Raw genomic sequence first — 24,051 nt, forward strand, 5'->3', positions numbered from 1 at the left:
CTCATGTTCATGCAAGGTCTGTAGGAGCAGCCTTGTGCTGCGAAGAGGCCCTTACGGCTAATACATCTCTACCCGGCATACGGGCCTCTTCGCAGCGCAAGGCTGCTCCTACACAGAAGCGCGCGAAAATACCGGTGCAGAGTACGGGGATGTCTTGTTCAGAGCAGCGCGCTACGCATGCGGACATGACCCTCTCGACCATTTGCCGCACAATGCCACCCTGCCCCAATTCGGTGCCCGATCCATGAGCCTGCTGAAAACGGCGCTGCACGAAAAAACCTTCGTCTGCGTCATGGAGTTCGTCCCCAAGCCGTCGTCGGAACGCTTCGCCGCCATGCAAGCGATCATGGCCCGTGGGCACCTGTGTGGCTGGCCGATGACGGTGGCCATTGGTGATCGCGTTGGCAGCCCGCTGGACATGTCGCCCCTCGACGCCCTGGCCAGCTTCAGCTCGCCCGTGCCGGCTTTGCCGCACTTCTCGGGCAAGGACCGCGAACGCCACCACCTGCTCGCGCAACTGCAACGCATGGACGCCGATGGGCTGGACCAGTTACTGCTGCTTACCGGCGACCGCCTGCCCGGCCATCAACCTGGGCAACGCCCAGTGCGCTACCTGGAATCGGTGGCCGCCCTGCAGATCGCGCGCCAAGCCTGCCCGCACTGGCTGCTGGGTGCGGCGCTCAACCCGTTCAAGTACTGCGAGGAAGAAGGGGGGGCGCAGTACTTCAAAGCCGAGAAAAAACTCGCTGCTGGGGCCGATTTTCTGACCCTGCAACTGGGCTTCGATGCCAGCAAGCATCAGGAAGCCCAGGCGTGGATGAACCGTCAGCCCAACCCTAAACCTTTGCTGGCGTGCCTCATGAGCCTTACCCACGGGCGCGCCGCCATGCTCGATCACGTGGCCGGGGTGACGGTCAGCCCGTCCATGCGCGACATGCTCGAAGCCGAGGCCGCCGTGTCCAAGGCGTACGCACAGGCGCGCAGCGTTGACCGTCTGGCCCTGCAGGTCATCGGTGTGAAGTTGATGGGTTACGCCGGTGTGCACCTGTCGGGCATTCACGAACTCAAGCAGTTGCTGGCCCTGGAACAACGCCTCGAACATTGGCAAGCGCAGCTCCATTCGCTGGAGCAGTGGGCGCCCGCCTGGGCCGCAAGCTGGCAGGTGCACGGCCTGCCAGCCGTGGTCTTCCACCCCCCAGCAGCGAGCTGGCGCCAGGGCGAGTCGAAGGTCAGCGCGTCGAGCACAGAAAAAGCGCGCTACCACCTGCTGCACGCCTTCCATGCCCTGCTGTTCAGCCGCAACAACTGGCTGAGCAAGGCATTCGGCTGGGCCGTTCGCCAACCGCTGTGGGCCTCGGCCTCGGGCGCCCGCGTGCTGCACGGGGTGGAACGTGCGGTGAAACGCCCATTGCTGGGATGCGACACCTGCGGCCGCTGCCGCCTCGAAGACACCCTCTACATCTGCCCGGAAACCTGCCCCAAAGGCCTGGCCAACGGCCCCTGCGGCGGTACCTCGCTGAACCGCTGCGAATTCGGCGACCGCGAGTGCATCCACAGCGTCAAATACCGCACCGCCAAGGCCGTGCGGCAAACTGCCGTGCTGACGGAGCGCCTGATCCCGTGCATCGAGGTGCAAACCCGCCACCGCAGTTCATGGCCGGCCTGGTTCGCGGCTCAGGCACCTCAGCGGCTCAAGGCTTGCTCAAAGCCTCGAACCCAGCCCGAATCGTAGCCTCGGGCAGTTCGTCAGCAATGAACACCATCACGCTTTCGCGTGCCTCGCCTGCTGCCCACTCGGCATCCCAGTCGAAGCCGTACAGTTTCAGCACGCCCTGAAACACCAGGCGACGGTCTTCGCCGGCAATGTTCAGCACGCCCTTGTAACGCAGCAACTGCTTGCCATGGGTTTCCAGCAGTTCGTTCATGAAGTCGCTGAGCCGGTCGATGTCCAGCGGGGTGTCGGTGCGCAGCACCAGGGTGGAGATACGGTCGGGGGTGGCCGGTTTGAGCACCGGGCGCAGGGTGGGTTTAAGGCTGGCGCCCAAGTCGGTATTGAGGTTGAAACCGCGCACATCAAGCAGCTCGGCCAAATCGATTCGCCCGTGCTCGACCACACGCACAGCGGCACGGCCGTTGATGCGCGACAGCCGCTCGCGCAAGGCCTCCACCGCCGCAGGCTCGACCAAGTCAGTCTTGCTCAGCAACAGCCGGTCGGCAAAACCCACCTGGGCCTGGGCGATGGCCTGGGTCAGGTGCAGCTCGGCATGGGCGGCATCGACCAGGGTGATGATGCCGTCGAGGATGTAGCGGTCACGCAGGTCCTCGTCGATGAAAAAGGTCTGTGCCACCGGTGCCGGGTCGGCAAGGCCGGTGCACTCGATCACCAAGCGGTCGAAGGCGATCTCGCCAGCGTCCAGGCGTTCCAGCAGCAGGTACAGGGCTCGGGTCAGGTCGCCATGGATGCTGCAGCACACGCAGCCGTTGGCCAGGGTCATGACTTGCACCGGCTCGTCACCCAGCAGTTGGCTGTCGATGCCAGCCTCGCTGAACTCGTTTTCGATCACGGCGATCTTCAGGCCGTGCTCGGCTTTGAGCATGTGTTTGAGCAAGGTGGTCTTGCCGGCACCCAGAAAGCCGGTCAGTACAGTGACGGGGATAGGCGTTTGCACACGATGTACTCCTGAAGCTGAAAATGACTGTGGGAGCCCAGTTGCCCGGGCTCCCACAGGTTCACAGGTGTTGCAGGGTCAACAGCACTTGGGCCCGGACTTGCCACCGTAGCGCGCTTCCTGGCGTTCGCGGAAGAACGCCTCGTAGCTCATCACCGGTTTGTCCGGGTGCTTGTTCTGCATGTGTTCGACATAGTTGTCGTAGTCGGGCATGCCGACCATCAGGCGGGCTGCCTGCCCCAGGTACTTACCCAGTCGACCCAGGTCGTTGAACATAGCTGCAGTCCTCTCGTTTACGCGTCAGGCAGCGCCTGGAACGGGGTTTCCTTATCGGTGCGTTCCTTGCGGCCGAGGGCGGCGTAGCCGACCTTGATGGCGAAGAACAGGATGCTGAAGACCACCAGCAGGAACAGAATAGTCAGGCCCGCGTTGGTGTAGGCGTTGAAGATCACGTGCTGCATCTGGCCGATGTCCTTGGCCGGGGCCAGTACCTGGCCAGCGTCCAGGGCGGTGCTGTACTTCTTGGCCAGGGCCAGGAAGCCCACGGCCGGGTTCGGGTCGAACAGCTTGATCAGGCCCGCGGCAGTGGTGCAGATCAGCAGCCACACAGCCGGCAGCAAGGTCACCCAGATGTAGCGCTGGCGCTTCATCTTGATCAGCACCACGGTACCCAGCATCAAGGCGATACCGGCCAGCATCTGGTTGGAGATGCCGAACAGCGGCCACAAGGTGTTGATGCCACCCAGCGGGTCGATCACGCCTTGGTACAGCAAGTAGCCCCAGAGTGCCACGCAGCCGGCGGTGGCGAGCAGGTTGGCGCCCCACGATTCGGTGCGTTTCAGGGCTGGCACGAAGCTGCCCAGCAGGTCTTGCAGCATGAAGCGGCCGGCACGGGTACCGGCGTCTACGGCGGTCAGGATGAACAACGCTTCGAACAGGATCGCGAAGTGGTACCAGAAGGCCATGGTATTTTCACCCGGCAGCACCTGGTGAAGGATCTGCGCGATACCCACCGCCAAGGTTGGCGCACCACCAGCACGAGCCAGGATGGTGTGCTCGCCGATGTCGCGGGCGACCGCTTCGAGCTGCTCAGGGGTGATCAGGAAGCCCCAACTGCTGACCGTCTGCGCCACCGACGCCACGTCGGCGCCCACCACGGCGGCCGGGCTGTTCATGGCGAAGTACACGCCCGGCTCGATCACCGAGGCGGCGACCATGGCCATGATGGCGACGAACGATTCCATCAGCATGCCGCCGTAGCCGATGTAACGGGCGTTGGTTTCGTTGTCCAGCAGCTTGGGCGTGGTGCCCGAAGAGATCAGCGCATGGAAGCCCGATACTGCACCACACGCAATGGTGATGAACAGGAACGGGAACAGGGTGCCCTTCCAGACCGGGCCGGTACCGTCGGTGAACTGGGTCAGGGCCGGCATTTTCAGCTCAGGCGCGATGATCAGGATACCGATGGCCAGGCCCACGATGGTGCCGATCTTGAGGAAGGTCGACAGGTAGTCACGCGGTGCCAGTACCAGCCAAACCGGCAGTACGGCAGCGACGAAGCCATAACCCACCAGCATCCAGGTGATCTGCACGCCGGTGAAGGTGAACGCCGGGCCCCAGACCGGGTCTGCAGCGATCACGCCGCCAAGCCAGATCGACGCCAGCAGCAGCACTACGCCGACCACCGAGATCTCGCCAATGCGGCCCGGGCGGATATAGCGCATGTAGATGCCCATGAACATCGCGATCGGGATGGTCGCCATCACCGTGAACATGCCCCATGGGCTCTCAGCCAGGGCCTTGACCACGATCAGCGCCAGCACCGCGAGGATGATGATCATGATCAGGAAGCAGCCGAACAAGGCGATGGTACCCGGGATGCGGCCCATTTCCTCGCGCACCATGTCGCCCAGCGAGCGGCCATTGCGGCGGGTGGACATGAACAGGACCATGAAGTCCTGCACCGCACCGGCCAGCACCACACCGGCGATCAGCCAGAGTGTGCCGGGCAGGTAGCCCATCTGCGCGGCGAGTACCGGGCCGACCAGCGGGCCGGCGCCAGCGATGGCGGCGAAGTGGTGGCCGAACAGGATGTGTTTGTTGGTCGGGACGTAGTCCAGGCCATCGTTGTTGAGCACCGCCGGCGTGGCGCGCCGAGGGTCGAGTTGCATCACCTTGGTGGCGATGAACAGGCTGTAGTAGCGATAGGCGACCAAGTAGATGGCCACTGCCGCGACCACGATCCACAAGGCGTTGATCGCCTCACCGCGACGCAGGGCAACCACACCCAGCGCGCAGGCCCCTATGACTGCCAGCGCCAGCCACGGAATATGGCGTAGCAGGCTATTATTGTTGTTCATGGTTTGCTTCCAGCTAGTGGATTGGAAAGACCGCCTATCGAGTCTAGGGCGAGTCATCGCGCATTGCCACACTTGCTTTGGTCTAGAGCCTCTGCGGCCAGATTGCGGTACCTGATGTACCTACCATACTCACTATAGTCAGGTTGTCACCCGGAGAGTCCGCCCATGAGCGATCACGACGAACGCCGCCGTTTTCAACGCATCGAGTTCGATGCAACGACCGAATTGCGCCAAGGCCTGCAGCGCTGGCCGACGAAGTTGCTGGACGTTTCACTCAAAGGCCTGCTGGTGGAGCGGCCGGCGAACTGGGAAGCGGACTTGACCCAGGATTTCGAGGCAATTATCCACCTCGACCCTTCCACGCGGGTAGAGATGCAAGTGGAACTGCGCCACGAAGAACCCTCCCGCCTGGGCTTCGTTTGCCTCTACATCGACATCGATTCGATGACCCATTTGCACCGTCTTGTGGAATTGAACGTGGCCGACAGCACCGAAATGATGCGTGAGCTGCGTGAACTCATCGAATAATGGGATCTTTTAGCTAGCTAACATCCTCCCCACCCCGTGTTTCCTGTCTACCCAGACAGCTTTAAGCCTGGGTAGCAGTGCTTTGTACACACCCCTCTAGTACAGCCTCTGTCGACTTGGTACGCGTTCTGCATTGGGCTCTAGCACACCTTGCGAGCCTGCTTGTTCGCGCTCCGATCAAAATATTGTATACAATTGTTGTGGCAATCATTTGTAGGAAGTGTCTACAGTAGCGGCACAACAATAAACGCAGAGAGCCTGCTCCATGACTACGTCCCCTAGCACGTCTCCCGCCAAGCGCCCCGAGGATGAAAACCTCGGCCTTGGGGCCAACTTGGCCTATGGTCTGCAGCATGTGTTGACCATGTATGGAGGGATTGTCGCGGTACCCCTGATTCTGGGGCAGGCCGCAGGCCTGAACGGTGCCGAGATCGGCATGCTGATCGCCGCCTCGTTGTTTGCCGGTGGCCTGGCCACCTTGCTGCAGACGCTGGGCCTGCCGTTCTTCGGCTGTCAGCTGCCGCTGGTGCAGGGCGTGTCGTTCGCTGGCGTGGCAACCATGGGCGCGATCCTCAGCAGCGAGGGCGGCGGTGGCCTGCCAGGTGTGCTGGGCGCGGTCATGGCGGCCTCGTTCATCGGCTTCCTGATTACCCCCGTGTTTTCGCGCATCACCAAGTTCTTCCCGCCGCTGGTGACCGGCATCGTCATCACCACCATCGGCCTGACCCTGATGCCAGTGGCCGCACGCTGGGTGATGGGCGGCAACAGCGCCTCGCCGGAGTTCGGCAGCATGGCCAACATCGGCCTGGCGGCGCTGACCTTCGCCATCGTCTTGCTGCTGAGCAAGCTGGGCAGCGCGACCATCTCCCGTCTGTCGATTCTGCTGGCCATGGTGGTAGGCACCTTGATCGCCTGGGCGCTGGGCATGACCGATTTCAGCAAGGTCACCCAAGGCCCGATGTTCGCCTTCCCCACGCCGTTCCACTTCGGCATGCCGGAATTCCACATCGCCGCGATCCTGTCGATGTGCATCGTGATCATGGTGACCCTGGTGGAAACCTCGGCCGACATCCTCGCAGTGGGCGACATCATTGAAACCAAGGTCGACTCCAAGCGCCTGGGCAATGGCCTGCGTGCCGACATGGCGTCGAGCATCCTGGCGCCGATCTTCGGCTCGTTCACCCAAAGTGCCTTCGCCCAGAACGTCGGCCTGGTGGCCGTGACCGGGGTCAAGAGCCGTTATGTGGTGGCCACCGGCGGCGTGATCCTGGTGGTGCTCGGCCTGCTGCCGATCATGGGCCGGGTGATTGCCGCGGTACCCACCCCGGTACTGGGTGGCGCGGGCATCGTGCTGTTCGGCACCGTGGCGGCCAGCGGCATCCGGACCCTGTCCAAGGTCAGCTACAAGAACAACGTCAACCTGATCATCGTCGCCGCGTCGCTGGGCTTCGGCATGATCCCGATTGCCGCACCGACCTTCTATCACCACTTCCCGAACTGGTTCGAGACCATCTTCCACTCCGGCATCAGCTCGGCGGCGATCATGGCCATCCTGCTGAACTTGATCTTCAACCACTTCACAGCCGGTAATTCGGACCAGCAGTCGGTGTTCGCTGCGGCCTACGAGCGCACCATCCAGTACTCGGACATCTCTGCACTGCGCGATGGCGACTACTTCAAGGAGGGCAAGCTGTTCGATGCCGAGGGCAATGAAGTGCCGATGATGGAGCTGGACGAGCATGGCAACGAGGCGCCCAGGCGCAGTGCGGTTGCCGAGCATTGACCGCTGATTGAGCGGTTACGCGGGGGGAGCCGATGCGCATCGTCGGCTCCCCTTTTTGTTTGCCTGTGCCGGCCTCTTCGCGGGGCAAGCCCGCTCCCGCAGGGTGTACTTGCCCATAGATCCCCCAAGGGTTGTATTGGTGTCCAACTTCTTGGGGGCAGTCCAGGGAATTACAGGTTTGCAGTCCACCTTGTGGGAGCGGGCTTGCCCCGCGAAGAGGCCGGCACAGGATTACTCGAACAGCGCGTCCAAGGCCTGCTCCAGCCGGGTCACGGCAATCACCTGCAAACCCGCAGGCGGCTCCTTCGGCGCATTGCCCTTGGGCACGATGGCCCGCTTGAAGCCGTGCTTGGCCGCCTCTTTCAACCGCTCCTGGCCGCTGGGCACCGGCCGCACCTCACCCGACAGGCCAATTTCGCCAAACACCAGCAGCCCATGGGCCAACGGCCGGTTGCGCAAGCTGGACATCACCGCAGCCAGCAACGCCAGGTCAGACGCGGTTTCGAGTACCTTCACCCCGCCCACCACGTTAAGGAACACGTCCTGGTCGTGGGTGGGAATGCCGCCGTGGCGGTGCAGCACCGCCAGTAACATGGCCAACCGGTTCTGATCCAGGCCCAGGGTCACCCGGCGCGGGTTGGCCAGGTGGCTGTCATCGACCAGCGCCTGCACCTCTACCAACATCGGCCGCGTGCCCTCCCAGGTAGCCATCACCACACTGCCCGGCACTTCTTCCTGGGTGCGGTTGAGGAAGATCGCCGACGGGTTCGAGACCTCCTTGAGGCCGCGGTCGGTCATGCCGAACACGCCCAGTTCGTTGACCGCGCCAAAACGGTTCTTCACCGCCCGCAGAAGCCGCAGGCGGCCATCGGACTCACCTTCGAAATACAGCACCGTATCGACCATGTGCTCGAGCACGCGAGGCCCGGCCAGCGAGCCTTCCTTGGTGACGTGGCCAACGAGGAAAATCGCCGTGCCGCTCTGCTTGGCGTAGCGCACCAGCAATGCCGTGCTCTCGCGCACCTGGGCCACGCCGCCGGGCGCCGATTGCAGTTGTTCGGTGAAAATGGTCTGGATCGAGTCGATGACCATGACCCGGGGTTTTTCCACCCGGGCCGTGGCGATGATGGTCTCGATGCAGGTTTCGGTCATCACCTTGAGCTGGTCCTGGGGCAGGCCCAGGCGGCGCGAGCGCATGGCCACCTGCTGTTGCGACTCTTCGCCGGTGACGTACAGCGCGGGCATCTGCACCGCGATGTTGCACAACGTCTGCAGCAGGATGGTCGACTTGCCGATGCCTGGGTCACCCCCGATCAGCACCACCGAGCCGTCGACCAAGCCGCCGCCCAGTACGCGGTCCAGTTCGGTGCTGCTGGTGGTAAACCGCGGGATTTCTTCCACACTGACTTCGGCCAGTGTCTTGATCTGCGCCTGCTGCCCGGTCCAGCCGGCACGGCCGCTGCTGGGCGCGGCCGCGCCGCCGCTTTCGATCATGGTTTCGACCAGGGTGTTCCAGGCCCCGCATTCACCGCACTGGCCGGCCCATTTGGGAAAGGTCGCGCCGCACTCGGTGCAGCCATACAAGCGCTTGGCCTTGGCCATGGGCGGAATCTCCTGGAAAAACCGCCATGATAGCCGAGCGAGACGTGTCTCGAACGCTTCGAGATGCGACAAAACTATTCGTTCTAACCACAGTCATTAGGGCTGTACATAACGCATGAAGCGTTTAAGTGGCTTACACTGCGTTTACCTCACCATTTGTTACAAAGGAATCGAACATGGGTATGATCAGTGAGTTCAAGGCCTTCGCGGTCAAAGGCAATGTCGTCGACATGGCGGTCGGTATCATCATCGGCGCGGCCTTCGGCAAGATCGTCTCGTCCTTCGTGGGTGACGTGGTCATGCCGCCACTGGGGCTGTTGATCGGTGGCGTGGACTTCAGTGACCTGGCGATTACCTTGAAAGCTGCAGAAGGTGACATTCCGGCGGTGGTGCTGGCCTACGGCAAGTTCATCCAGACCGTGATCGACTTCGTGATCGTTGCGTTTGCCATCTTCATGGGTGTGAAGGCGATCAACCGCCTGAAGCGCGAAGAAGCCGTGGCACCGAGCGCACCGCCCGTGCCAAGCGCTGAAGAAACGCTGCTGACCGAGATTCGTGACCTGCTCAAGACGCAGAACCAGAATCGCTTGCCCTGAAACGTACTGGGGCCGCATTGCGGCCCCGTACGTTACCAGTAGTTTTCCACCGCCACCTGCCCCGGCCGCTTGCTCAGGCTCAACTGCAGGTCACGCGCCTTGAGCACCTTTCGGGTTTCATCGATCATCTCCGGGTTACCGCAGAGCATGATGCGCGAATGCTCGGGCGACAGTTCCAGCCCCGCCGCCTTCTCCAGCTCGCCATTCTCGATCAACGTGGTAATACGCGCATTCAACGCACCGGGGTGCTGCTCGCGCGTGACCACCGGAATGAACTGCAACTTGCCGGCAAACTCGGCCAGGTAATCACGTTGCTCCAACCCGGCGATGTCGTCCACGTAGGCCAGCTCCTTCGCCTCGCGTACCGAATACACCAGCTTGATGCTGTCAAACCGCTCCCAGGCCTCGAAGTCCTGCAGGATGGACATGAACGGTGCGATGCCGGTGCCGGTGGCCAGCAGCCACAGGTCGCGGCCGCCGATGAAGCGATCGAGGGTCAGAAAACCAAAGGCCTGCCGGTCGATCAGTAAGCTGTCACCTTCGCCCAGCCGGCTCAGTTCGCTGGTGAACTCCCCGCCGGGCACCACGATCGAGAAGAAGTCGAGGTACTCGTCATGGGGTGCGCTGACCATGGAATAGGCGCGCCAGACTACACTGCCATCGGCCTTGGTCACGCCAAGGCGAGCGAACTGGCCCGCACGGAAGCGAAAACCCGAATCGCGCGTGACCCGCAGGCTGAAGAGGTTCGGCGTCAATGGCTGAACATCGAGCAGTGTCTGGCGGGTGAACTTTTCGGCGCTGGCGGTCATATCGGGCTCCAAGGTTGACGTGCGCACAGTGTCGCGCAAAGCGGCCTGGATAAAAACCACCGGTTTGTAAGGCCTCACCACGCCGATGCCGCCGATGACGCAGATAATCCTGATCGCTATAACAAAAAATCCCAACGCTACACTAGGTCTTTTCCTACAATATTCCGGGTATGCAATCGGATTGGATCCTGTTGCCCCTTCGGAGTGTTACGGATGCATCACTGGAAGCCTGAGCATCTTCATCATTTTGTCAGCGAGCGATCCCCACGGAAGCTGTTCGACATCGCTGTGCACCTGGTGCAGGACCTGGGCATGCAACACCTCGGGCTGAACATCCGCATCCAAATCGCCACCCAGTCGCCCCGGGTGTACCTCTACAGCAACTACCCCGCCGAGTGGATCGAGTGCTATCAGCGCGATGAGTTCTACAAGCAAGACCCTGCCGCACGCGTAAGCCATTGCCAGACCACGCCCGTGCTCTGGACTGACGAGCTGTACCGTGAAGCCCCGCACTTTCGCGAAGTAGCCTGCGAACATGGCCTGCGTCATGGCTGGACGCAGTCGCTGCACGACCTGCAACATAACGAGAGCCAGGTGAGCGTCGCCAGGCCGGCGGGCAGGATAGCGATCGACGAACTCTATGAAAAAGGCGGCAGCGTGCAGTGGCTGTGCCACACCCTGCACGCCGTACTGTGCGAGCACCACCTGAACGCCCTCTGCCCACCCCAGCCAAAAATGAGCGAACGGGAACTGGAAGTGCTCAAATGGTCGGCCGCCGGCAAGACCGCCGCTGACGTCGCCTGCATCCTGTCACTGTCGCAAAGCACGGTGAACTTCCACATCCGCAGCGTGATCACCAAGACCAATGCCGCCAACAAGGCCGGCGCCATCGCTATTGCCGCCCTGCGTGGGTGGATCTGACAGCCATTTCTGCGACCATCGGCAAAGCCCTGTAGAATTGCGCGGCAAAGCCCGTGGCGATCCGCAACGGGCAGATTCGTACCCGAGCCAGACGCCATGCCTTTGTTGACCACCCCCTACGCCGTACTCGACCTGATCCGCCAGCCGGACCAGGCCAACGACCCGCTGCAGGCCTTCGATGCCGCCGACGAGTACCTGCTCGCGCAACTGCATGAGCAGGCGCCTGACGCGAACTGCCGGGTACTGGTGCTCAATGACAGCTTCGGCGCCCTGGCCGCCAGCCTCGCCGGGCAGCTTGCGGTGGTCAGCAGCGGTGACTCGCACCTGGCGCACCTGGCCCTGGAAAAAAACCTCGCCCGCAACGGCAAGCCGTTCGACAGCGTGCCGTTCGTGCCGGCCAGTGAGCCGTGGCAGGGCCCGTTCGACCGGGTACTGGTGCGCGTGCCCAAGACCCTGGCCTTGCTCGAAGAACAACTCATCCGCCTGCAGGGCCACCTGGCGCCCGGCGCGCAGGTGATCGCCGGGGCGATGATCAAGCACTTGCCACGCGCGGCGGGTGACCTGATGGAAAAGTACATCGGCCCGGTACAGGCCTCGCTGGCGCAAAAAAAGGCCCGCCTGCTGACGGCCACCGTTGCCGAGCGCCCGACTGCGCGCTCGCCCTACCCTAGCCGCTATCAGCTCGAATCGCCGGCGCTGGAACTGGTCAACCACGCCAATGTGTTCTGCCGCGATGGCCTGGATATCGGCACCCGTGCGTTTCTCCCGCACCTGCCGCGCAACCTGGGCGCTGCCCGTGTCGCAGACCTGGGCTGCGGCAACGGCGTGTTGGCGATTGCCAGCGCCCTGGACAACCCTGAGGCCCATTACACGCTGGTCGACGAATCGTACATGGCGGTGCAATCGGCACGCGAAAACTGGCAGGCAGCGCTGGGCGAGCGCCCAGCAGTGATGCTGGCGGCCGATGGCTTGGCGGGGGTGGAAAAACAATCGCTGGACGTGGTGCTGTGCAACCCGCCGTTCCACCAGCAGCAAGTGGTCGGCGACTTCCTGGCCTGGCGCATGTTCCAGCAGGCCCGCGAGGCATTGGTGGTGGGGGGTGCGCTGTACATCGTCGGTAACCGCCACCTGGGTTACCACAGCAAGCTGGCGCGGCTGTTCCGCGGGGTTGAACAAGTGGCAGCGACGCCGAAGTTCGTGATTCTCAAAGCCCGCAAGTAACACGCTGCGGCTGCCTAAATCCAGGCCTGCGCAACCCAGGTAGGAGCAGCCTTGTGCTGCGAAGAGGCCGGTGACAGCAGCGAAAATCTACGTGCTGCCACTGGCCTCTTCGCAGCACAAGGCTGCTCCTACAAGGAAGGGCTAAACCCTTTTGATCAATGGGTGGTGAGGCCAGCTGCCCCCATGAACAGGCGCATCACATAGGCCGCCACACCCAGGGCCGCCACACTCATTGCCCAGATCAGCACCAGCCAACCCAGGCGCTGCCACAGTGGCTTCTTCTCTTCCAAGCCATGCTTGCCGGTCATCATGCGCGCCTCCTAGTGATAGCCGTCTTCATGGGTCACCTTGCCGCGGAACACGTAGTAGCTCCAGAAGGTGTACCCCAGGATGAACGGCAGGATGAACAACGTACCCACCAGCATGAACCCTTGGCTCTGCGGCGGCGCTGCGGCATCCCAGATCGAGATCGACGGCGGGATGATGTTTGGCCACACACTGATGCCCAAGCCGCTGTAGCCAAGGAAGATCAGCACCAAAGTCAGCAGGAACGGCGTGTAGTTGGCATTGCGCGCGACCGCCTTGAGCAACCCGTAGAAGGTCACCAGCACCAGGATCGGCACCGGCATGAACCAGATCAGGTTAGGCATGCTGAACCAGCGGTCGGCGATTTGCGGGTAGGCGATCGGCGTCCACAGGCTGACGATACCGATCACCACCAGCAGCACCAGCGCCAGCGGCTTGGCCAGGTCATGCATCTGCAATTGCAGCGGCCCTTCGGTCTTCATGATCAGCCACGTGCAGCCCAGCAGGGTGTACGCGACGATCAGGCCCAACCCGCTGAACACGCTGAACGGGGTCAGCCAGTCGAGGGTGCCACCAGCATAGTGGCGGTCGACCACCTTGAAGCCCTCGATGAACGCGCCCAGTGCAACGCCCTGGAAGAAGGTCGCGATCAACGAACCCCAAATGAACGCCTTGTCCCAGATGTGCCGCTTGTCATCCTTGGCCTTGAAACGGAACTCGAAGGCCACGCCGCGGAAGATCAAGCCAATCAGCATGAGAATCAGCGGCAGGTACAAGGCTTCGAGTACCACCGAATAGGCCATCGGGAAGGCCCCGAACAGCCCGGCGCCGCCCAGCACCAGCCAGGTCTCGTTGCCGTCCCACACGGGGGCGACGGTGTTCATCATCACATCACGGTCACGCTCGCCCTTGACGAAGGGGAAGAGCATGCCGATGCCCAGGTCGAAACCATCCATCACCACGTACATCATGACGCCGAAGATGATGATCACGGCCCAGATCAGCGGAAGGTCGATACCCATGGCTCAGTTCCCCTTGCTCAGGCTGACGGTGTTGGCCTCATGGCCATCATCGGCGGCGGACAGCGGCCGCGCCGGCGTGCGTTTCTGGCCTGGGCCACCTGGGTTGGGTTCATCACCCTCGCCCGTCTTCGGCCCTTTGCGCACCAGGCGCATCATGTAGCCGAGGCCGGTACCGAACAGGGCGAAGTACACCACCACGAACGCCACCAAGGTAAAGCCGAGCTGAACGTAGCTGTGGTTGGAGACCCCTTCAGAGGTGCGCATCAGGCCATACACCACCCACGGCTGGCGGCCGATTTCGGTGGTGAACCAGCCGGCGAGGATGGCGATCAGGCCGGAAGGCCCCATCCACAGGGTCAGGTACAGGAACGGCCTGGAGCTGTACAGCGTGCCGCGCTTGCGCAGCCACAGGCTCCACAGGCCCACGAAGATCATCAGGAAGCCAAGCCCGACCATGACCCGGAACGACCAGAACACGATGGTCGAGTTGGGCCGGTCCGCTGCCGGGAATTCCTTCATCGCGGGCACTTGCTTGTCCAGGCTGTGGGTCAGGATCAGGCTGCCGAGGGCGGGGATCTCGACCTTGAAGCGCGTGGTCTCGGCTTTCATGTCAGGGATGCCGAACAGGATCAACGGGGTCGGTTCGCCCGGCACGTTCTCCCAATGGCCCTCGATGGCGGCGATTTTCACCGGCTGGTGCTTGAGCGTGTTGAGCCCGTGGAAGTCACCGATCACCGCTTGGATCGGCGCAACGATCAGCGCCATCCACATGGCCATCGACAGCATCTTGCGCACGGCCGGGTTGTCACGCCCGCGCAGCAAGTGCCAGGCCGCCGAGGCGCCGACGAAGAAGGCAGTGGCGACGAACGCGGCCGTGGCCATGTGCATCAACCGGTAGGGGAACGAGGGGTTGAAGATCACGGCCAGCCAGTCCACCGGTACCACGCGGCCATCGATGATCTCGTGGCCTTGCGGGGTCTGCATCCAGCTGTTGGAGGCCAGGATCCAGAAGGTCGAGACCAGCGTGCCGAGCGCCACCATGACTGTGGCGAAGAAGTGCAGGCCGCGGCCGACACGGTTCCAGCCAAACAGCATGACGCCCAGGAAGCCTGCCTCGAGGAAGAACGCCGTCAGCACCTCATAGGTGAGCAAGGGGCCAGTGACGGCGCCGGCGAAATCGGAGAAGCGGCTCCAGTTGGTGCCGAACTGATAGGCCATGACCAGGCCAGAAACCACGCCCATGCCGAAGTTGACAGCGAAGATTTTCGACCAGAAGTGGTAGAGGTCACGGTAGACCTGGTTGTGGGTCCGCAGCCAAAGGCCTTCGAGGACCGCCAGATAGCTCGCCAAGCCAATGGTGATGGCCGGGAACAGGATGTGAAAGGACACGGTAAATGCAAACTGGATTCGGGCGAGATCTAGGGCCTCTAAACCGAACATAGTGCTTCCTCTTCAGATAATCCGGCGTTTGGGCTCGTGGCCCTCGCGCCTACTGCCCCCACGGTATCGAGTGCGGCGAGTTGGAATTGTTCTGTGCAATCGCAGGGATTCCGGCCCAAAGGCCACATCGTCGGCTGATCGTTGCATTTACAACGATTGATCCAGGTCAACGACTGACTGGAAGCATAGTCCTGAATGGCCAGGCGGGCCGTGTGGTTGATTGCCGCGTGACCCGTTGCCCCACCCTCTTTCATAAACCGTGAAAAAGTGCCGATTACGGCAAACAGTAACTGCTTGTTACAAACAGATGATAATCTGCCGCCCCCTCTACTGCGCCGAGGCCACAGGTTTCCGATGTCCGATTCCGCACCGCAGTTGTTGCGTCATCATCGCCCCTTCATCGCCTTCTGGCTGGCGCGTGTGTTTACCGCCAGCGGCTTCCAGATGCTCACCGTGGCCATCGGTTGGCACCTCTATCAGCTCACCGGCAATGTGCTCGACCTGGGCCTGGTCGGCCTGGTCGAATTCGCCCCGCGCGTGCTGTTCATGCTGCACACCGGGCATGTTGCCGACCGCTATGACCGGCGCAAGGTCGCCGCCCTGTGCCAGAGCCTGCAGGGGTTGATTGCCCTGGCGCTGGCGGTGGGCAGCGCCACCGACAACGTCAGCCGCGAGCTGATTTTCGCCCTGGCCTTCCTGCTGGGCGCGACGCGTTCATTCGAGATGCCGGCGACCCAGGCCCTGCTGCCCAACGTCGTGCCGCCGGGGTTGTTCCCTCGGGCGGTGGCGGCCTCGGCCTCGGCGACCCAGGCCGCCACCATCGTCGCCCCGGCGGTGGGCGGCTTGCTGTATGCCTTTGGCAGCATCTGGGTGTATGGGCCGACCGTAGGGCTGTACGCCATCGCCTGCGTGCTGACCTTGAGCCTGGACGCGCGCCAGCAAGTGGCCCAACGCGGCCGTGCCAGCCTAGAGTCGCTGTTGGCCGGCATCCGCTTTATCCGCAGCCGGCCAGACATTCTCGGGGCCATTTCGCTCGACCTGTTCGCCGTGCTGCTGGGCGGCGCCACCGCGCTGTTGCCGGTGTTCGCCAAGGACATCCTGCTCACCGGCCCCTGGGGCCTGGGCCTGCTGCGCTCTGCGCCGGCGGTGGGCGCGTTGCTGATGTCGCTGTGGCTGGCGCGCTTCCCGTTCGAGCGCAAGGTCGGGCGCACCATGTTCACAGCGGTGGGCGTATTTGGCGTGGCGACCATCGCGTTTGGCCTGTCGACGTCGTTCTGGTTCTCGCTGGCGGTGCTGGTGGTGCTGGGGGCGGCGGACATGATCAGCATGGTCATACGCAGTTCGTTCGTGCAGCTGGAAACGCCAGATGAAATGCGCGGGCGGGTGAGCGCCGTCAACGGCTTGTTCATCGGTGCCTCGAACCAGCTCGGCGAGTTCGAATCGGGGGTCACGGCGCACTGGTTTGGCACAGTGCCGGCGGTGGTGCTCGGTGGCGTGGGCACGCTGGTGGTGACCGGGGTGTGGATAAAACTGTTCCCAACGTTGGCCAAACGCGATCGGTTGCACAGCGGCTGATCACTGGGGAAAACCCATTCCCCAATGGCCATAGGCCCCCGCCATGCATGCTGGTATGATGCGCGGCTTTTTTCCGCCCCAGATAAAACCACGGCAACCGGTACGGTCTGTGCTTTGCTGATGGGGTCGATACAAATCACGGCGCCGGGGGCGCCTTGGGGAGCGGGCATGCTGGAAAGGCTGTTTCAACTAAAAGCACACAACACCAATGTGCGCACCGAGATTCTTGCGGGCGTCACCACCTTCCTGGCCATGGCCTACATCCTGTTCGTCAACCCGAGCATCCTCGGCGAGACCGGCATGGACAAAGGTGCGATCTTCGTCGCCACCTGCCTGGCCGCGGCCATCGGCTCGACGACCATGGGCCTGATCGCCAACTACCCGATCGCCCTGGCGCCGGGCATGGGCCTGAACGCCTTCTTCACCTACACCGTGGTCCTGCACATGGGCCACACCTGGCAGGTCGCGCTGGGCGCGGTGTTCCTGTCGGCGGTAATGTTCTTCCTGCTGTCGATCTTCCGCATCCGCGAATGGATCGTGAACAGCATCCCGCTGCCGCTGCGCTCGGCCATTGCTGCCGGTATCGGCTTGTTCCTGGCACTGATTGCCCTGCATAACGCCGGCATCGTCGTCGATAACCCGGCCACCCTGGTAGGCCTGGGCGACCTCAAGCAGCCGGCGCCGATCCTCGCCACCCTGGGCTTCTTCCTGATCGTCGGCCTCGAATCGCTGAAGGTTCGCGGCGCGGTGCTGATCGGCATTCTGGCCGTGACCATCGCCGCGATCGCGATGGGCGTGACGCCGTTCGCCGGCGTCGTGTCCATGCCGCCATCGCTGGCACCGACCTTCCTCCAGCTGGACATCGCCGGTGCCTTGGATGTGGGCCTGGTCAGCGTCATCTTCGCCTTCCTGTTCGTCGACCTGTTCGACAACTCCGGCACCCTGATCGGCGTGGCCAAACGCGCCGGCCTGATGGGCAAGGACGGCCACATGCCGAAGATGGGCCGCGCCCTGATCGCCGACAGCACCGCCGCCATGGCCGGCTCGCTGCTGGGCACCTCGACCACCACCAGCTACATCGAATCGGCTGCCGGCGTGAGCGCGGGCGGGCGCACCGGCCTGACCGCCATCGTGGTGGCCGTGCTGTTCCTGCTGGCGCTGTTCTTCGCACCGCTGGCCGGTAGCGTACCGGCCTTCGCCACGGCGCCAGCGCTGCTGTTCGTCGCCGTGCTGATGGCCTCGGGCCTGGCGGAAATAAACTGGGACGACGTCACCGAAGCCGCACCTGTGGTGGTGACCGCCCTGGCCATGCCGCTGACCTACTCGATCGCTAACGGCATCGCCTTCGGCTTCATTTCCTGGACCGCCGTCAAGCTGATCTCGGGTCGCCACCGCGACCTGAACCCGGCCCTGGTGATCCTTTCCATCCTGTTCGTCATCAAGCTGGGCTGGTTCAACGCATGAGTGCTGCTTTCGACCCCTCCTCCTACGCCACCCAGCTGGACGCCAAGGTTGCCCGGCTGCGCGCGCTGCTGGCGCCGTTCGGCGCGCCGGAACCGGCTGTTTTCGATTCGCCGCGCGAGCACTATCGCCTGCGCGCCGAGTTCCGCCTGTGGCGCGAGGACGGCCAGCGCCACTACGCGATGTTCGCCCCGGGCGAGAAGCACAAGGCGATCCTGATCGACGACTTCCCCATCGCCAGCGAGCGCATCAATGACTTGATGCCGCGCCTGAAGGCGGCCTGGCAGGCCAGCGAGGCACTGAGCAATCGCCTGTTCCAGGTGGAGTTCCTCACCACCCTGGCCGGCGATGCGATGGTCACGATGTGCTACCACCGCCCGCTGGACGAGGCCTGGGAAGTGGCCGCGCGGCAGCTGGCCGACGAACTGGGGGTAAGCCTGATCGGCCGCTCCAAGGGCAAGCGCCTGGTGATTGGCCGTGATTACGCGGTAGAGAAACTGGACGTGGCGGGCCGTGTGTTCAGCTATCGCCAGCCGGAAGGCGCGTTCACCCAGCCTAACGGCGCGGTGAACCAGAAGATGCTGAGCTGGGCGTTCGACGCCATGGGCGAGCGCGAGGATGACCTGCTGGAGCTGTATTGCGGCAACGGCAACTTCACCCTGCCACTGGCCACCCGTGCGCGCCAAGTGCTGGCCACCGAGATCAGCAAGACCTCGGTCAACGCTGCGCTGAGCAACCTTGATGAGAACGGTGTGGATAACGTGCGCTTGGTGCGGCTGTCGGCTGAAGAGCTGACCCAGGCGCTGAATGACGTGCGCCCGTTCCGTCGGCTGGAAGGGATCGACCTGAAAAGTTACGCGTTCGGTACCGTGTTCGTCGACCCGCCGCGTGCGGGGATGGACCCGGATACCTGCGAGCTGACCCGGCGCTTCGAGCGGATTTTGTACATCTCGTGCAATCCGGAAACGCTGGCGGCGAACATCGAGCAGTTGCAGGACACACACCGCATCGAGCGTTGTGCGTTGTTTGACCAGTTCCCGTATACCCATCACATGGAAAGTGGGGTTCTGCTGGTTCGGCGTTGATTGTTAGACATTGGGGCTGCTTTGCAGCCCATCGCAGGCAAGCCAGCTCCTACAGGTACAGCGTCAACCTCTTGACTGGCGCTGTACCTGTAGGAGCTGGCTTGCCTGCGATGGGCCGCGAAGCGGCCCCAATAACTCAGAAGTCGAAGAACACCGTCTCCCCTTCCCCCTGAATACGGATATCGAAACGATACGCCGTCTTCCCATCCACTTCGCAACGCTTGGCAATCAGCGTCTCACGGCGCTGCGGCTGCTCGATCAGGTTGAGCACCGGGCACTTGGCGTTGGCTTCGGCTTCATCATCAAAATACAGGCGCGTGTGCAGGTGGATGTTGATGCCACGGGCAAACAGGCTGATGTTGATGTGCGGCGCCATCGGCACGCCGGCCGCGTTCTTCACCACACCCGGCTTCACCGTTTGCACGGTCCACTCACCGGCATCGAAAGTGGTAGCGGTGCGGCCGAAGCTGTTGAAGGCGTTTTCCAGGTTGTATGCATCCTGGTACTGGCCGGCGGCATCGGCCTGCCACAGCTCCAGGAACGAATCGCGCACCAAGTGCCCGTTACCGTCATAGACCTGGCCGATCAACAGGATGTGTTCACCCGGCGCCTCAGGCTTGGCGAGGCGGTTCCAGATTTCCTGGTCGCGGGTCGGGTTGCCGGCCGCTTCCAGGGCCAGGCCGATATGCACGTAGGGGCCGGCAGTCTGCGAAGGGGTTTCCGACAGCAGTTCGATTGGCATGGCGGGGTCCTCAGCAGTTTTCGAAGTGGGTCTTGCGCTGGCCGCGCAGCACGATGTCAAAGCGGTACGCCAGGCAGTCCATCGGGTTGGCGTTGCTCATGTCGAGCTTGGCGATCAACTGCTGCACGGCTTCTGGGTTGGCGATCGACTTGACGATCGGGCACATCGGGATCAGCGGGTCACCCTCGAAGTACAGCTGGGTGATCAGCTTGGTCGCAATCGATGGGCCGCTGATGCCGAAGTGGATGTGCGCCGGGCGCCAGTCGTTCGGGCCGTTGCGCCATGGGTAGGGGCCCGGCTTGATGGTGCGGAAGCTGTAGTAGCCGTCGCGGTCGGTCAGGCAACGGCCGACGCCACCGAAGTTAGGGTCCAGCGGTGCCAGGTAGCGGTCGTTCTTGTGGCGGTAGCGGCCGCCAGCGTTGGCCTGCCACATTTCTACCAGGGTATTGGGCACGGGCTTGCCGTACTGGTCGACCACGCGACCGGCAACGATGATGCGCTCACCAATCGGCAGGCCACCGTTGTTGAAGTTCAGCAGCAGGTCATGGTCGTGGGCGCCGAAACCCAAGTGGGTGAAGTCCGGGCCGGTGGTTTCGCTGATCGACTGCGGGATGCTGACCAATGCCTGGCGCGGCGAGCGGGCAATGGAGGTCTTGTAGTCGGGGGTCAGGGCTTTGGGGTGCCAGTTGCGATCACGGATCACGAAGCGGCTGGTGTCCTGGGCGGGCATGCCGTTTTCCTCTCTTGGAATTATCTGGACGCCTTGCAGGGCAGGCGGACTTACAGTTTCAGATAAGCCGCTCGGGATGAATACTGAAATCAGCCCTCACATACATAACCATATGGTTATGGTTTAACACCTTTGTCTGACACCCTCCCCGTTGGTGAACTAATCTTTGTCTTCTTGTTTCACGCTCCGGAGAGCATTCATGGAATGGCGAAAAGGCCGACGCAGCGACAACGTGGTCGATGCCCGAGGTGAAGGTGGCGGTGGTGGCGGCATGCGCTTCGGCGGCGGCAAGGGCCTCGGGCTGGGGGCGATCCTGCTGATCGTGGGCATTGGCTGGCTGACCGGGCAAGACCCGCTGCAGATACTCGGCCAGCTCACCGGGCAGATGACCCAGCAGCAGCAACAGGCGCCCAGTGGCGCAGACGGCAAGGCGCCGCCAGCCAATGACCAGCAGGCCGACTTCGTCGCCTCGGTGCTGGGTGACACGGAAGACACCTGGAAAGCGCTGTTCTCCCAGGCGGGCAAGCAGTACCGCGACCCCAAACTGGTGCTGTTCAGCGGCCAGGTCAACTCGGCCTGCGGCTTCGCTTCGGCGGCCGTCGGCCCGTTCTATTGCCCGGCCGACCAGCGGGTGTACCTGGACATGTCGTTCTTCCGCGAGATGGAAACCCGTTTCGCGGCCGCGGGTGACTTTGCCCAGGCCTATGTCATCGCCCACGAGATCGGCCACCACGTGCAGACCCTGCTCGGCGTGTCGGCCAAGATCGATGCCGCTCGCCGCAATGGCCAGCGCATGGAAGGCGACAACGGCTTGCTGGTGCGCCAGGAGCTGCAGGCCGACTGCCTGGCAGGGGTGTGGGCCTACCAAGCGCAAAAACGCCTGAACTGGCTGGAGCCGGGTGACGTCGAGGAAGCGCTGAACGCGGCCAATGCCATCGGTGATGACCGCCTGCAGCAAAAAGGCCAGGGCCGCGTGGTGCCCGACTCCTTCACCCACGGCACCTCGGCGCAGCGTGTGCGCTGGTTCAAGGCGGGGTTTGCCGAGGGCGAAGTGAACAGCTGCGATACCTTCAGTGCCCGTAACCTCTGACACGCTTGGGGCTGCCTGGCAGCCCCAGCCTCACCCTAACGACAAGTTACAAATCTGCTGAAAAAGCGTTTCAGCTTCCCTGATCATTGCCGATAACCCCTGCACGAATCAGCGGGCATCCAGAACAACAACGCCTTGCGATCGACGATCAAGAGAGCGAAAACAACTTCTGGAGTGCGTGCATGAACAGCTGGTTTGCCAACATCAGCGTCAACCTCAAACTCGGCCTGGGCTTCGGCCTGGTGCTGATCCTCACCGGCCTGCTGGCCCTGACCGGCTGGACCAGCCTGGGCAGCCTGATCGACCGCAGCAACTGGATGAGCGATATCAGCCAGCTCAACAAAGACCTGACTGACCTGCGCATCGCCCGCCTGCAGTACATGATTGCCAACGGCGATGATGCGGCGGCGGCCAACACGCTGAACAAGCTCGATGCCTTCAGTAACCAGCAACAACGCCTGGTCAGCACGTTCAAGAGCCCGGACAACGTCAAGCTGCTGCACGAACTGGGGCAGACCATCAGCCAGTACAAGGTCTCACTGGCCACCATGCGCACGGGCTACAACGCCACCCGGGCCGCGCGTGATGCCATGAATGCATCGGGCGCCAAGGCCGACCAGGCCATGGACGCCCTTAGCCAGGAAGTCATGGCACGCCCCGAAACCGACAGCGTGCGCCTGGCCCAGTATCAGCTGATCAGCAAGGCCCGCCAGCAACTGCTGCAGGTACGCATCGACGTGCGCGGCTACATGGCCGATAACAGCGCGACCAATGAACAGGCCGCCCTGCGCCAGCTCGAAGGGGCGCTGGCCGAGGCCGACAACCTTAAGCGCCGGCTGCCAGCCGCCGACGCGCGTTTGCAGGAGTTCGAACAGTCGGTGCTGGCCTACCGAGACGCCGTGCGCCAGTTCCGTGATGCGCTGGCCAGTATTACCAGCGCGCGCGCTGAAATGACTGTGCAGGGTGCCGACATCGTCAAGACCAGCGACGCGCTGTACAAAATCCAGCTGGAGCGCCGCGACATCGAGAGTACGCAGGCCCGTAGCCTGCAGGCCATCGCGACCTTGCTGGCGTTGCTCGTCGGCGTACTGGCCGCGGTGCTCATTACCCGGCAGATCACCCGCCCGCTGCAAGAAACCTTGCAAGCGGTGGAGCGCATCGCTGGCGGCGACCTGACGCACGACCTGCGCGTCACCCGCCGTGATGAACTGGGCGTATTGCAACAGGGCATCGCCCGCATGGGCACCACCCTGCGCGAGCTGATCAGCGGCATCCGCGACGGTGTCACCCAGATCGCCAGCGCTGCCGAAGAGCTGTCGGCGGTCACCGAGCAAACCAGCGCAGGGGCCAACAGCCAGAAAGTCGAAACCGACCAAGTCGCCACTGCAATGCACGAAATGGCGGCTACGGTTCAGGAAGTCGCGCGCAACGCCGAGCAGGCCTCACATGCCGCCACCGGTGCCGACGACGAAGCCCGCGCGGGTGATCAGGTGGTCGGTGAGGCGATCAGCCAAATCGAACGCCTGGCCGAAGAAATGCACCGCTCCACCGAGGCCATGAACCTGCTGCAACAGGAAAGCCAGAAGATCGGCAGCGTGATGGACGTGATCAAGTCGGTAGCCGACCAGACCAACCTGCTGGCACTCAACGCCGCGATCGAAGCAGCCCGTGCCGGCGAGGCGGGCCGTGGCTTTGCCGTGGTCGCTGACGAGGTGCGTGGGTTGGCCCAGCGCACGCAGAAGTCCACCGAAGAGATCGAAGAGCTGATTGCCAGCCTGCAGCACGGCACCCAGCAAGTGGCGACGGCCATGCAGGGTAGCCGGACCCTGACCGACAGCAGTGTCGAACTGGCGCGCAAGGCCGGCGCCTCGCTGGAAAGCATCACCGGCACGGTGTCTAGCATTCAGTCGATGAACCAGCAGATTGCGGCGGCGGCTGAACAGCAGAGCGCGGTGGCCGAAGAAATCAGCCGGAGCATTCTGAATGTGCGGGATGTGTCCGAGCAGACGGCAGCGGCCAATAACGAGACGGCGGCGTCCAGCGTTGAGCTGGCACGGTTGGGCGGGCAGTTGCAGATGCTGGTGAGCCAGTTCCGCGTCTGACCTTCAGAT

At 63.0% G+C, this 24,051-nt stretch carries 21 protein-coding genes and 1 pseudogene; 12 read left to right on the forward strand and 10 right to left on the reverse strand.

Features of this window, described 5'->3' with window-relative positions; translation table 11 throughout:
* The first annotated feature begins 244 nt into the window (after nt 1–244).
* Nucleotides 245–1,732, forward strand: coding sequence for a methylenetetrahydrofolate reductase C-terminal domain-containing protein (locus tag ACMCNM_RS23795; RefSeq protein WP_412765546.1), 1,488 nt, complete (start codon nt 245–247; stop codon nt 1,730–1,732).
* On the opposite strand, the gene yjiA is transcribed toward ACMCNM_RS23795, so the two are convergent.
* The 3 genes from yjiA to ACMCNM_RS23810 form a co-directional block, all read right to left on the reverse strand.
* Nucleotides 1,692–2,669 carry a GTPase gene (yjiA, locus tag ACMCNM_RS23800; protein WP_027595235.1) on the reverse strand — a complete coding sequence of 326 codons (978 nt, stop codon included), beginning with the start codon at nt 2,667–2,669 and terminating at the stop codon, nt 1,692–1,694. The genes ACMCNM_RS23795 and yjiA overlap by 41 nt on opposite strands.
* Nucleotides 2,670–2,747: 78 nt before the next feature.
* The gene (locus ACMCNM_RS23805) at nt 2,748–2,945 is read right to left on the reverse strand and encodes a YbdD/YjiX family protein (protein ID WP_027595234.1); all 198 of its coding nucleotides are present in this window, start codon (nt 2,943–2,945) and stop codon (nt 2,748–2,750) included.
* A 17-nt stretch (nt 2,946–2,962) separates the two neighbouring features.
* Nucleotides 2,963–5,029 carry a carbon starvation CstA family protein gene (locus ACMCNM_RS23810; RefSeq protein WP_012274172.1) on the reverse strand — a complete coding sequence of 689 codons (2,067 nt, stop codon included), beginning with the start codon at nt 5,027–5,029 and terminating at the stop codon, nt 2,963–2,965.
* 165 nt (nt 5,030–5,194) lie between these two features.
* On the opposite strand from ACMCNM_RS23810, the gene ACMCNM_RS23815 reads away from it, so the two are divergent.
* Nucleotides 5,195–5,557, forward strand: a complete 363-nt coding sequence (locus ACMCNM_RS23815) for a PilZ domain-containing protein (RefSeq protein WP_099455305.1) — start codon at nt 5,195–5,197, stop codon at nt 5,555–5,557.
* A gap of 265 nt (nt 5,558–5,822) precedes the next feature.
* Nucleotides 5,823–7,340 carry a nucleobase:cation symporter-2 family protein gene (locus ACMCNM_RS23820; protein ID WP_033694267.1) on the forward strand — a complete coding sequence of 506 codons (1,518 nt, stop codon included), beginning with the start codon at nt 5,823–5,825 and terminating at the stop codon, nt 7,338–7,340.
* 231 nt (nt 7,341–7,571) lie between these two features.
* On the opposite strand, the gene radA is transcribed toward ACMCNM_RS23820, so the two are convergent.
* On the reverse strand, nt 7,572–8,942 hold the full coding sequence (radA, locus tag ACMCNM_RS23825; protein ID WP_027595231.1) for a DNA repair protein RadA: 1,371 nt from the start codon (nt 8,940–8,942) through the stop codon (nt 7,572–7,574).
* A gap of 176 nt (nt 8,943–9,118) precedes the next feature.
* Here radA and mscL point away from each other — a divergent pair, with 176 nt between their 5' ends.
* Nucleotides 9,119–9,538: a large-conductance mechanosensitive channel protein MscL gene (mscL, locus tag ACMCNM_RS23830; protein WP_027595230.1), complete on the forward strand. Its 420-nt coding sequence runs from the start codon at nt 9,119–9,121 to the stop codon at nt 9,536–9,538.
* A gap of 32 nt (nt 9,539–9,570) precedes the next feature.
* Here mscL and ACMCNM_RS23835 read toward each other — a convergent pair whose 3' ends face one another.
* Nucleotides 9,571–10,347: a ferredoxin--NADP reductase gene (locus ACMCNM_RS23835; protein ID WP_027595229.1), complete on the reverse strand. Its 777-nt coding sequence runs from the start codon at nt 10,345–10,347 to the stop codon at nt 9,571–9,573.
* Between the two features lie 213 nt (nt 10,348–10,560).
* Here ACMCNM_RS23835 and ACMCNM_RS23840 point away from each other — a divergent pair, with 213 nt between their 5' ends.
* Nucleotides 10,561–11,268, forward strand: a complete 708-nt coding sequence (locus ACMCNM_RS23840; RefSeq protein WP_027595432.1) for an autoinducer binding domain-containing protein — start codon at nt 10,561–10,563, stop codon at nt 11,266–11,268.
* A gap of 96 nt (nt 11,269–11,364) precedes the next feature.
* Nucleotides 11,365–12,489: a methyltransferase gene (locus ACMCNM_RS23845; RefSeq protein ID WP_412765547.1), complete on the forward strand. Its 1,125-nt coding sequence runs from the start codon at nt 11,365–11,367 to the stop codon at nt 12,487–12,489.
* 155 nt (nt 12,490–12,644) lie between these two features.
* Here ACMCNM_RS23845 and ACMCNM_RS23850 read toward each other — a convergent pair whose 3' ends face one another.
* Genes ACMCNM_RS23850 through ACMCNM_RS23860 form a run of 3 tightly spaced genes read right to left on the reverse strand, consistent with a single transcriptional unit; the run spans nt 12,645 to nt 15,257 of the window.
* Complete coding sequence (locus ACMCNM_RS23850; RefSeq protein ID WP_081717522.1) at nt 12,645–12,800, reverse strand: DUF2474 domain-containing protein; 156 nt, start codon at nt 12,798–12,800, stop codon at nt 12,645–12,647.
* Nucleotides 12,801–12,809: 9 nt separating this feature from the next.
* Nucleotides 12,810–13,817, reverse strand: a complete 1,008-nt coding sequence (cydB, locus tag ACMCNM_RS23855; protein WP_027595434.1) for a cytochrome d ubiquinol oxidase subunit II — start codon at nt 13,815–13,817, stop codon at nt 12,810–12,812.
* A 3-nt stretch (nt 13,818–13,820) separates the two neighbouring features.
* The gene (locus ACMCNM_RS23860) at nt 13,821–15,257 is read right to left on the reverse strand and encodes a cytochrome ubiquinol oxidase subunit I (RefSeq protein ID WP_027595435.1); all 1,437 of its coding nucleotides are present in this window, start codon (nt 15,255–15,257) and stop codon (nt 13,821–13,823) included.
* Nucleotides 15,258–15,611: 354 nt separating this feature from the next.
* Between ACMCNM_RS23860 and ACMCNM_RS23865 the strand changes: the two genes are divergently transcribed.
* From ACMCNM_RS23865 to trmA, 3 genes are all read left to right on the forward strand, one after another.
* Complete coding sequence (locus ACMCNM_RS23865) at nt 15,612–16,832, forward strand: MFS transporter (protein ID WP_027595436.1); 1,221 nt, start codon at nt 15,612–15,614, stop codon at nt 16,830–16,832.
* 168 nt (nt 16,833–17,000) lie between these two features.
* Nucleotides 17,001–18,296 (forward strand): NCS2 family permease, encoded by a 1,296-nt coding sequence (locus tag ACMCNM_RS23870; RefSeq protein WP_085273929.1) that lies wholly within the window; start codon nt 17,001–17,003, stop codon nt 18,294–18,296.
* Entirely contained in the window at nt 18,293–19,378 is a 1,086-nt protein-coding gene (gene trmA / locus ACMCNM_RS23875) for a tRNA (uridine(54)-C5)-methyltransferase TrmA (protein ID WP_186677938.1), read from the forward strand. The genes ACMCNM_RS23870 and trmA overlap by 4 nt, the downstream gene beginning before the upstream one ends.
* Nucleotides 19,379–19,514: 136 nt before the next feature.
* On the opposite strand, the gene pcaG is transcribed toward trmA, so the two are convergent.
* Both pcaG and pcaH read right to left on the reverse strand, forming a co-directional pair.
* The gene (pcaG, locus tag ACMCNM_RS23880; RefSeq protein ID WP_412765548.1) at nt 19,515–20,120 is read right to left on the reverse strand and encodes a protocatechuate 3,4-dioxygenase subunit alpha; all 606 of its coding nucleotides are present in this window, start codon (nt 20,118–20,120) and stop codon (nt 19,515–19,517) included.
* Nucleotides 20,121–20,130: 10 nt separating this feature from the next.
* A complete protein-coding gene (gene pcaH, locus ACMCNM_RS23885) occupies nt 20,131–20,850 on the reverse strand; it encodes a protocatechuate 3,4-dioxygenase subunit beta (protein WP_027595440.1) in 720 nt (239 codons plus the stop codon).
* A gap of 199 nt (nt 20,851–21,049) precedes the next feature.
* On the opposite strand from pcaH, the gene ACMCNM_RS23890 reads away from it, so the two are divergent.
* The 3 genes and pseudogenes from ACMCNM_RS23890 (at nt 21,050) to ACMCNM_RS23900 (ending at nt 24,042) form a co-directional block, all read left to right on the forward strand.
* Nucleotides 21,050–21,940 carry a neutral zinc metallopeptidase gene (locus ACMCNM_RS23890; RefSeq protein ID WP_186677941.1) on the forward strand — a complete coding sequence of 297 codons (891 nt, stop codon included), beginning with the start codon at nt 21,050–21,052 and terminating at the stop codon, nt 21,938–21,940.
* A 317-nt stretch (nt 21,941–22,257) separates the two neighbouring features.
* A pseudogene (locus ACMCNM_RS23895) lies at nt 22,258–23,187 on the forward strand (methyl-accepting chemotaxis protein); the annotation flags it as partial.
* Entirely contained in the window at nt 23,179–24,042 is an 864-nt protein-coding gene (locus ACMCNM_RS23900; protein WP_371918164.1) for a methyl-accepting chemotaxis protein, read from the forward strand. The pseudogene ACMCNM_RS23895 and the gene ACMCNM_RS23900, both read left to right, overlap by 9 nt.
* Nucleotides 24,043–24,051: the final 9 nt, after the last annotated feature.

Source organism: Pseudomonas sp. NGC7 (genome assembly GCF_047159675.1).
Lineage (GTDB): Bacteria > Pseudomonadota > Gammaproteobacteria > Pseudomonadales > Pseudomonadaceae > Aquipseudomonas > Aquipseudomonas kermanshahensis.

Bases quoted from the DNA above. Each gene is read 5' to 3' on its own strand.
- ACMCNM_RS23795 (WP_412765546.1), top strand. From the start codon at position 245: ATGAGCCTGCTGAAAACGGCGCTGCACGAAAAAACCTTCGTCTGCGTC.
- ACMCNM_RS23805 (WP_027595234.1), bottom strand. From the start codon at position 2,945: ATGTTCAACGACCTGGGTCGACTGGGTAAGTACCTGGGGCAGGCAGCC.
- ACMCNM_RS23810 (WP_012274172.1), bottom strand. From the start codon at position 5,029: ATGAACAACAATAATAGCCTGCTACGCCATATTCCGTGGCTGGCGCTG.
- ACMCNM_RS23815 (WP_099455305.1), top strand. From the start codon at position 5,195: ATGAGCGATCACGACGAACGCCGCCGTTTTCAACGCATCGAGTTCGAT.
- ACMCNM_RS23820 (WP_033694267.1), top strand. From the start codon at position 5,823: ATGACTACGTCCCCTAGCACGTCTCCCGCCAAGCGCCCCGAGGATGAA.
- radA (WP_027595231.1), bottom strand. From the start codon at position 8,942: ATGGCCAAGGCCAAGCGCTTGTATGGCTGCACCGAGTGCGGCGCGACC.
- mscL (WP_027595230.1), top strand. From the start codon at position 9,119: ATGGGTATGATCAGTGAGTTCAAGGCCTTCGCGGTCAAAGGCAATGTC.
- ACMCNM_RS23835 (WP_027595229.1), bottom strand. From the start codon at position 10,347: ATGACCGCCAGCGCCGAAAAGTTCACCCGCCAGACACTGCTCGATGTT.
- ACMCNM_RS23840 (WP_027595432.1), top strand. From the start codon at position 10,561: ATGCATCACTGGAAGCCTGAGCATCTTCATCATTTTGTCAGCGAGCGA.
- ACMCNM_RS23845 (WP_412765547.1), top strand. From the start codon at position 11,365: ATGCCTTTGTTGACCACCCCCTACGCCGTACTCGACCTGATCCGCCAG.
- ACMCNM_RS23850 (WP_081717522.1), bottom strand. From the start codon at position 12,800: ATGATGACCGGCAAGCATGGCTTGGAAGAGAAGAAGCCACTGTGGCAG.
- cydB (WP_027595434.1), bottom strand. From the start codon at position 13,817: ATGGGTATCGACCTTCCGCTGATCTGGGCCGTGATCATCATCTTCGGC.
- ACMCNM_RS23860 (WP_027595435.1), bottom strand. From the start codon at position 15,257: ATGTTCGGTTTAGAGGCCCTAGATCTCGCCCGAATCCAGTTTGCATTT.
- ACMCNM_RS23865 (WP_027595436.1), top strand. From the start codon at position 15,612: ATGTCCGATTCCGCACCGCAGTTGTTGCGTCATCATCGCCCCTTCATC.
- ACMCNM_RS23870 (WP_085273929.1), top strand. From the start codon at position 17,001: ATGCTGGAAAGGCTGTTTCAACTAAAAGCACACAACACCAATGTGCGC.
- trmA (WP_186677938.1), top strand. From the start codon at position 18,293: ATGAGTGCTGCTTTCGACCCCTCCTCCTACGCCACCCAGCTGGACGCC.
- pcaG (WP_412765548.1), bottom strand. From the start codon at position 20,120: ATGCCAATCGAACTGCTGTCGGAAACCCCTTCGCAGACTGCCGGCCCC.
- pcaH (WP_027595440.1), bottom strand. From the start codon at position 20,850: ATGCCCGCCCAGGACACCAGCCGCTTCGTGATCCGTGATCGCAACTGG.
- ACMCNM_RS23890 (WP_186677941.1), top strand. From the start codon at position 21,050: ATGGAATGGCGAAAAGGCCGACGCAGCGACAACGTGGTCGATGCCCGA.
- ACMCNM_RS23900 (WP_371918164.1), top strand. From the start codon at position 23,179: ATGGGCACCACCCTGCGCGAGCTGATCAGCGGCATCCGCGACGGTGTC.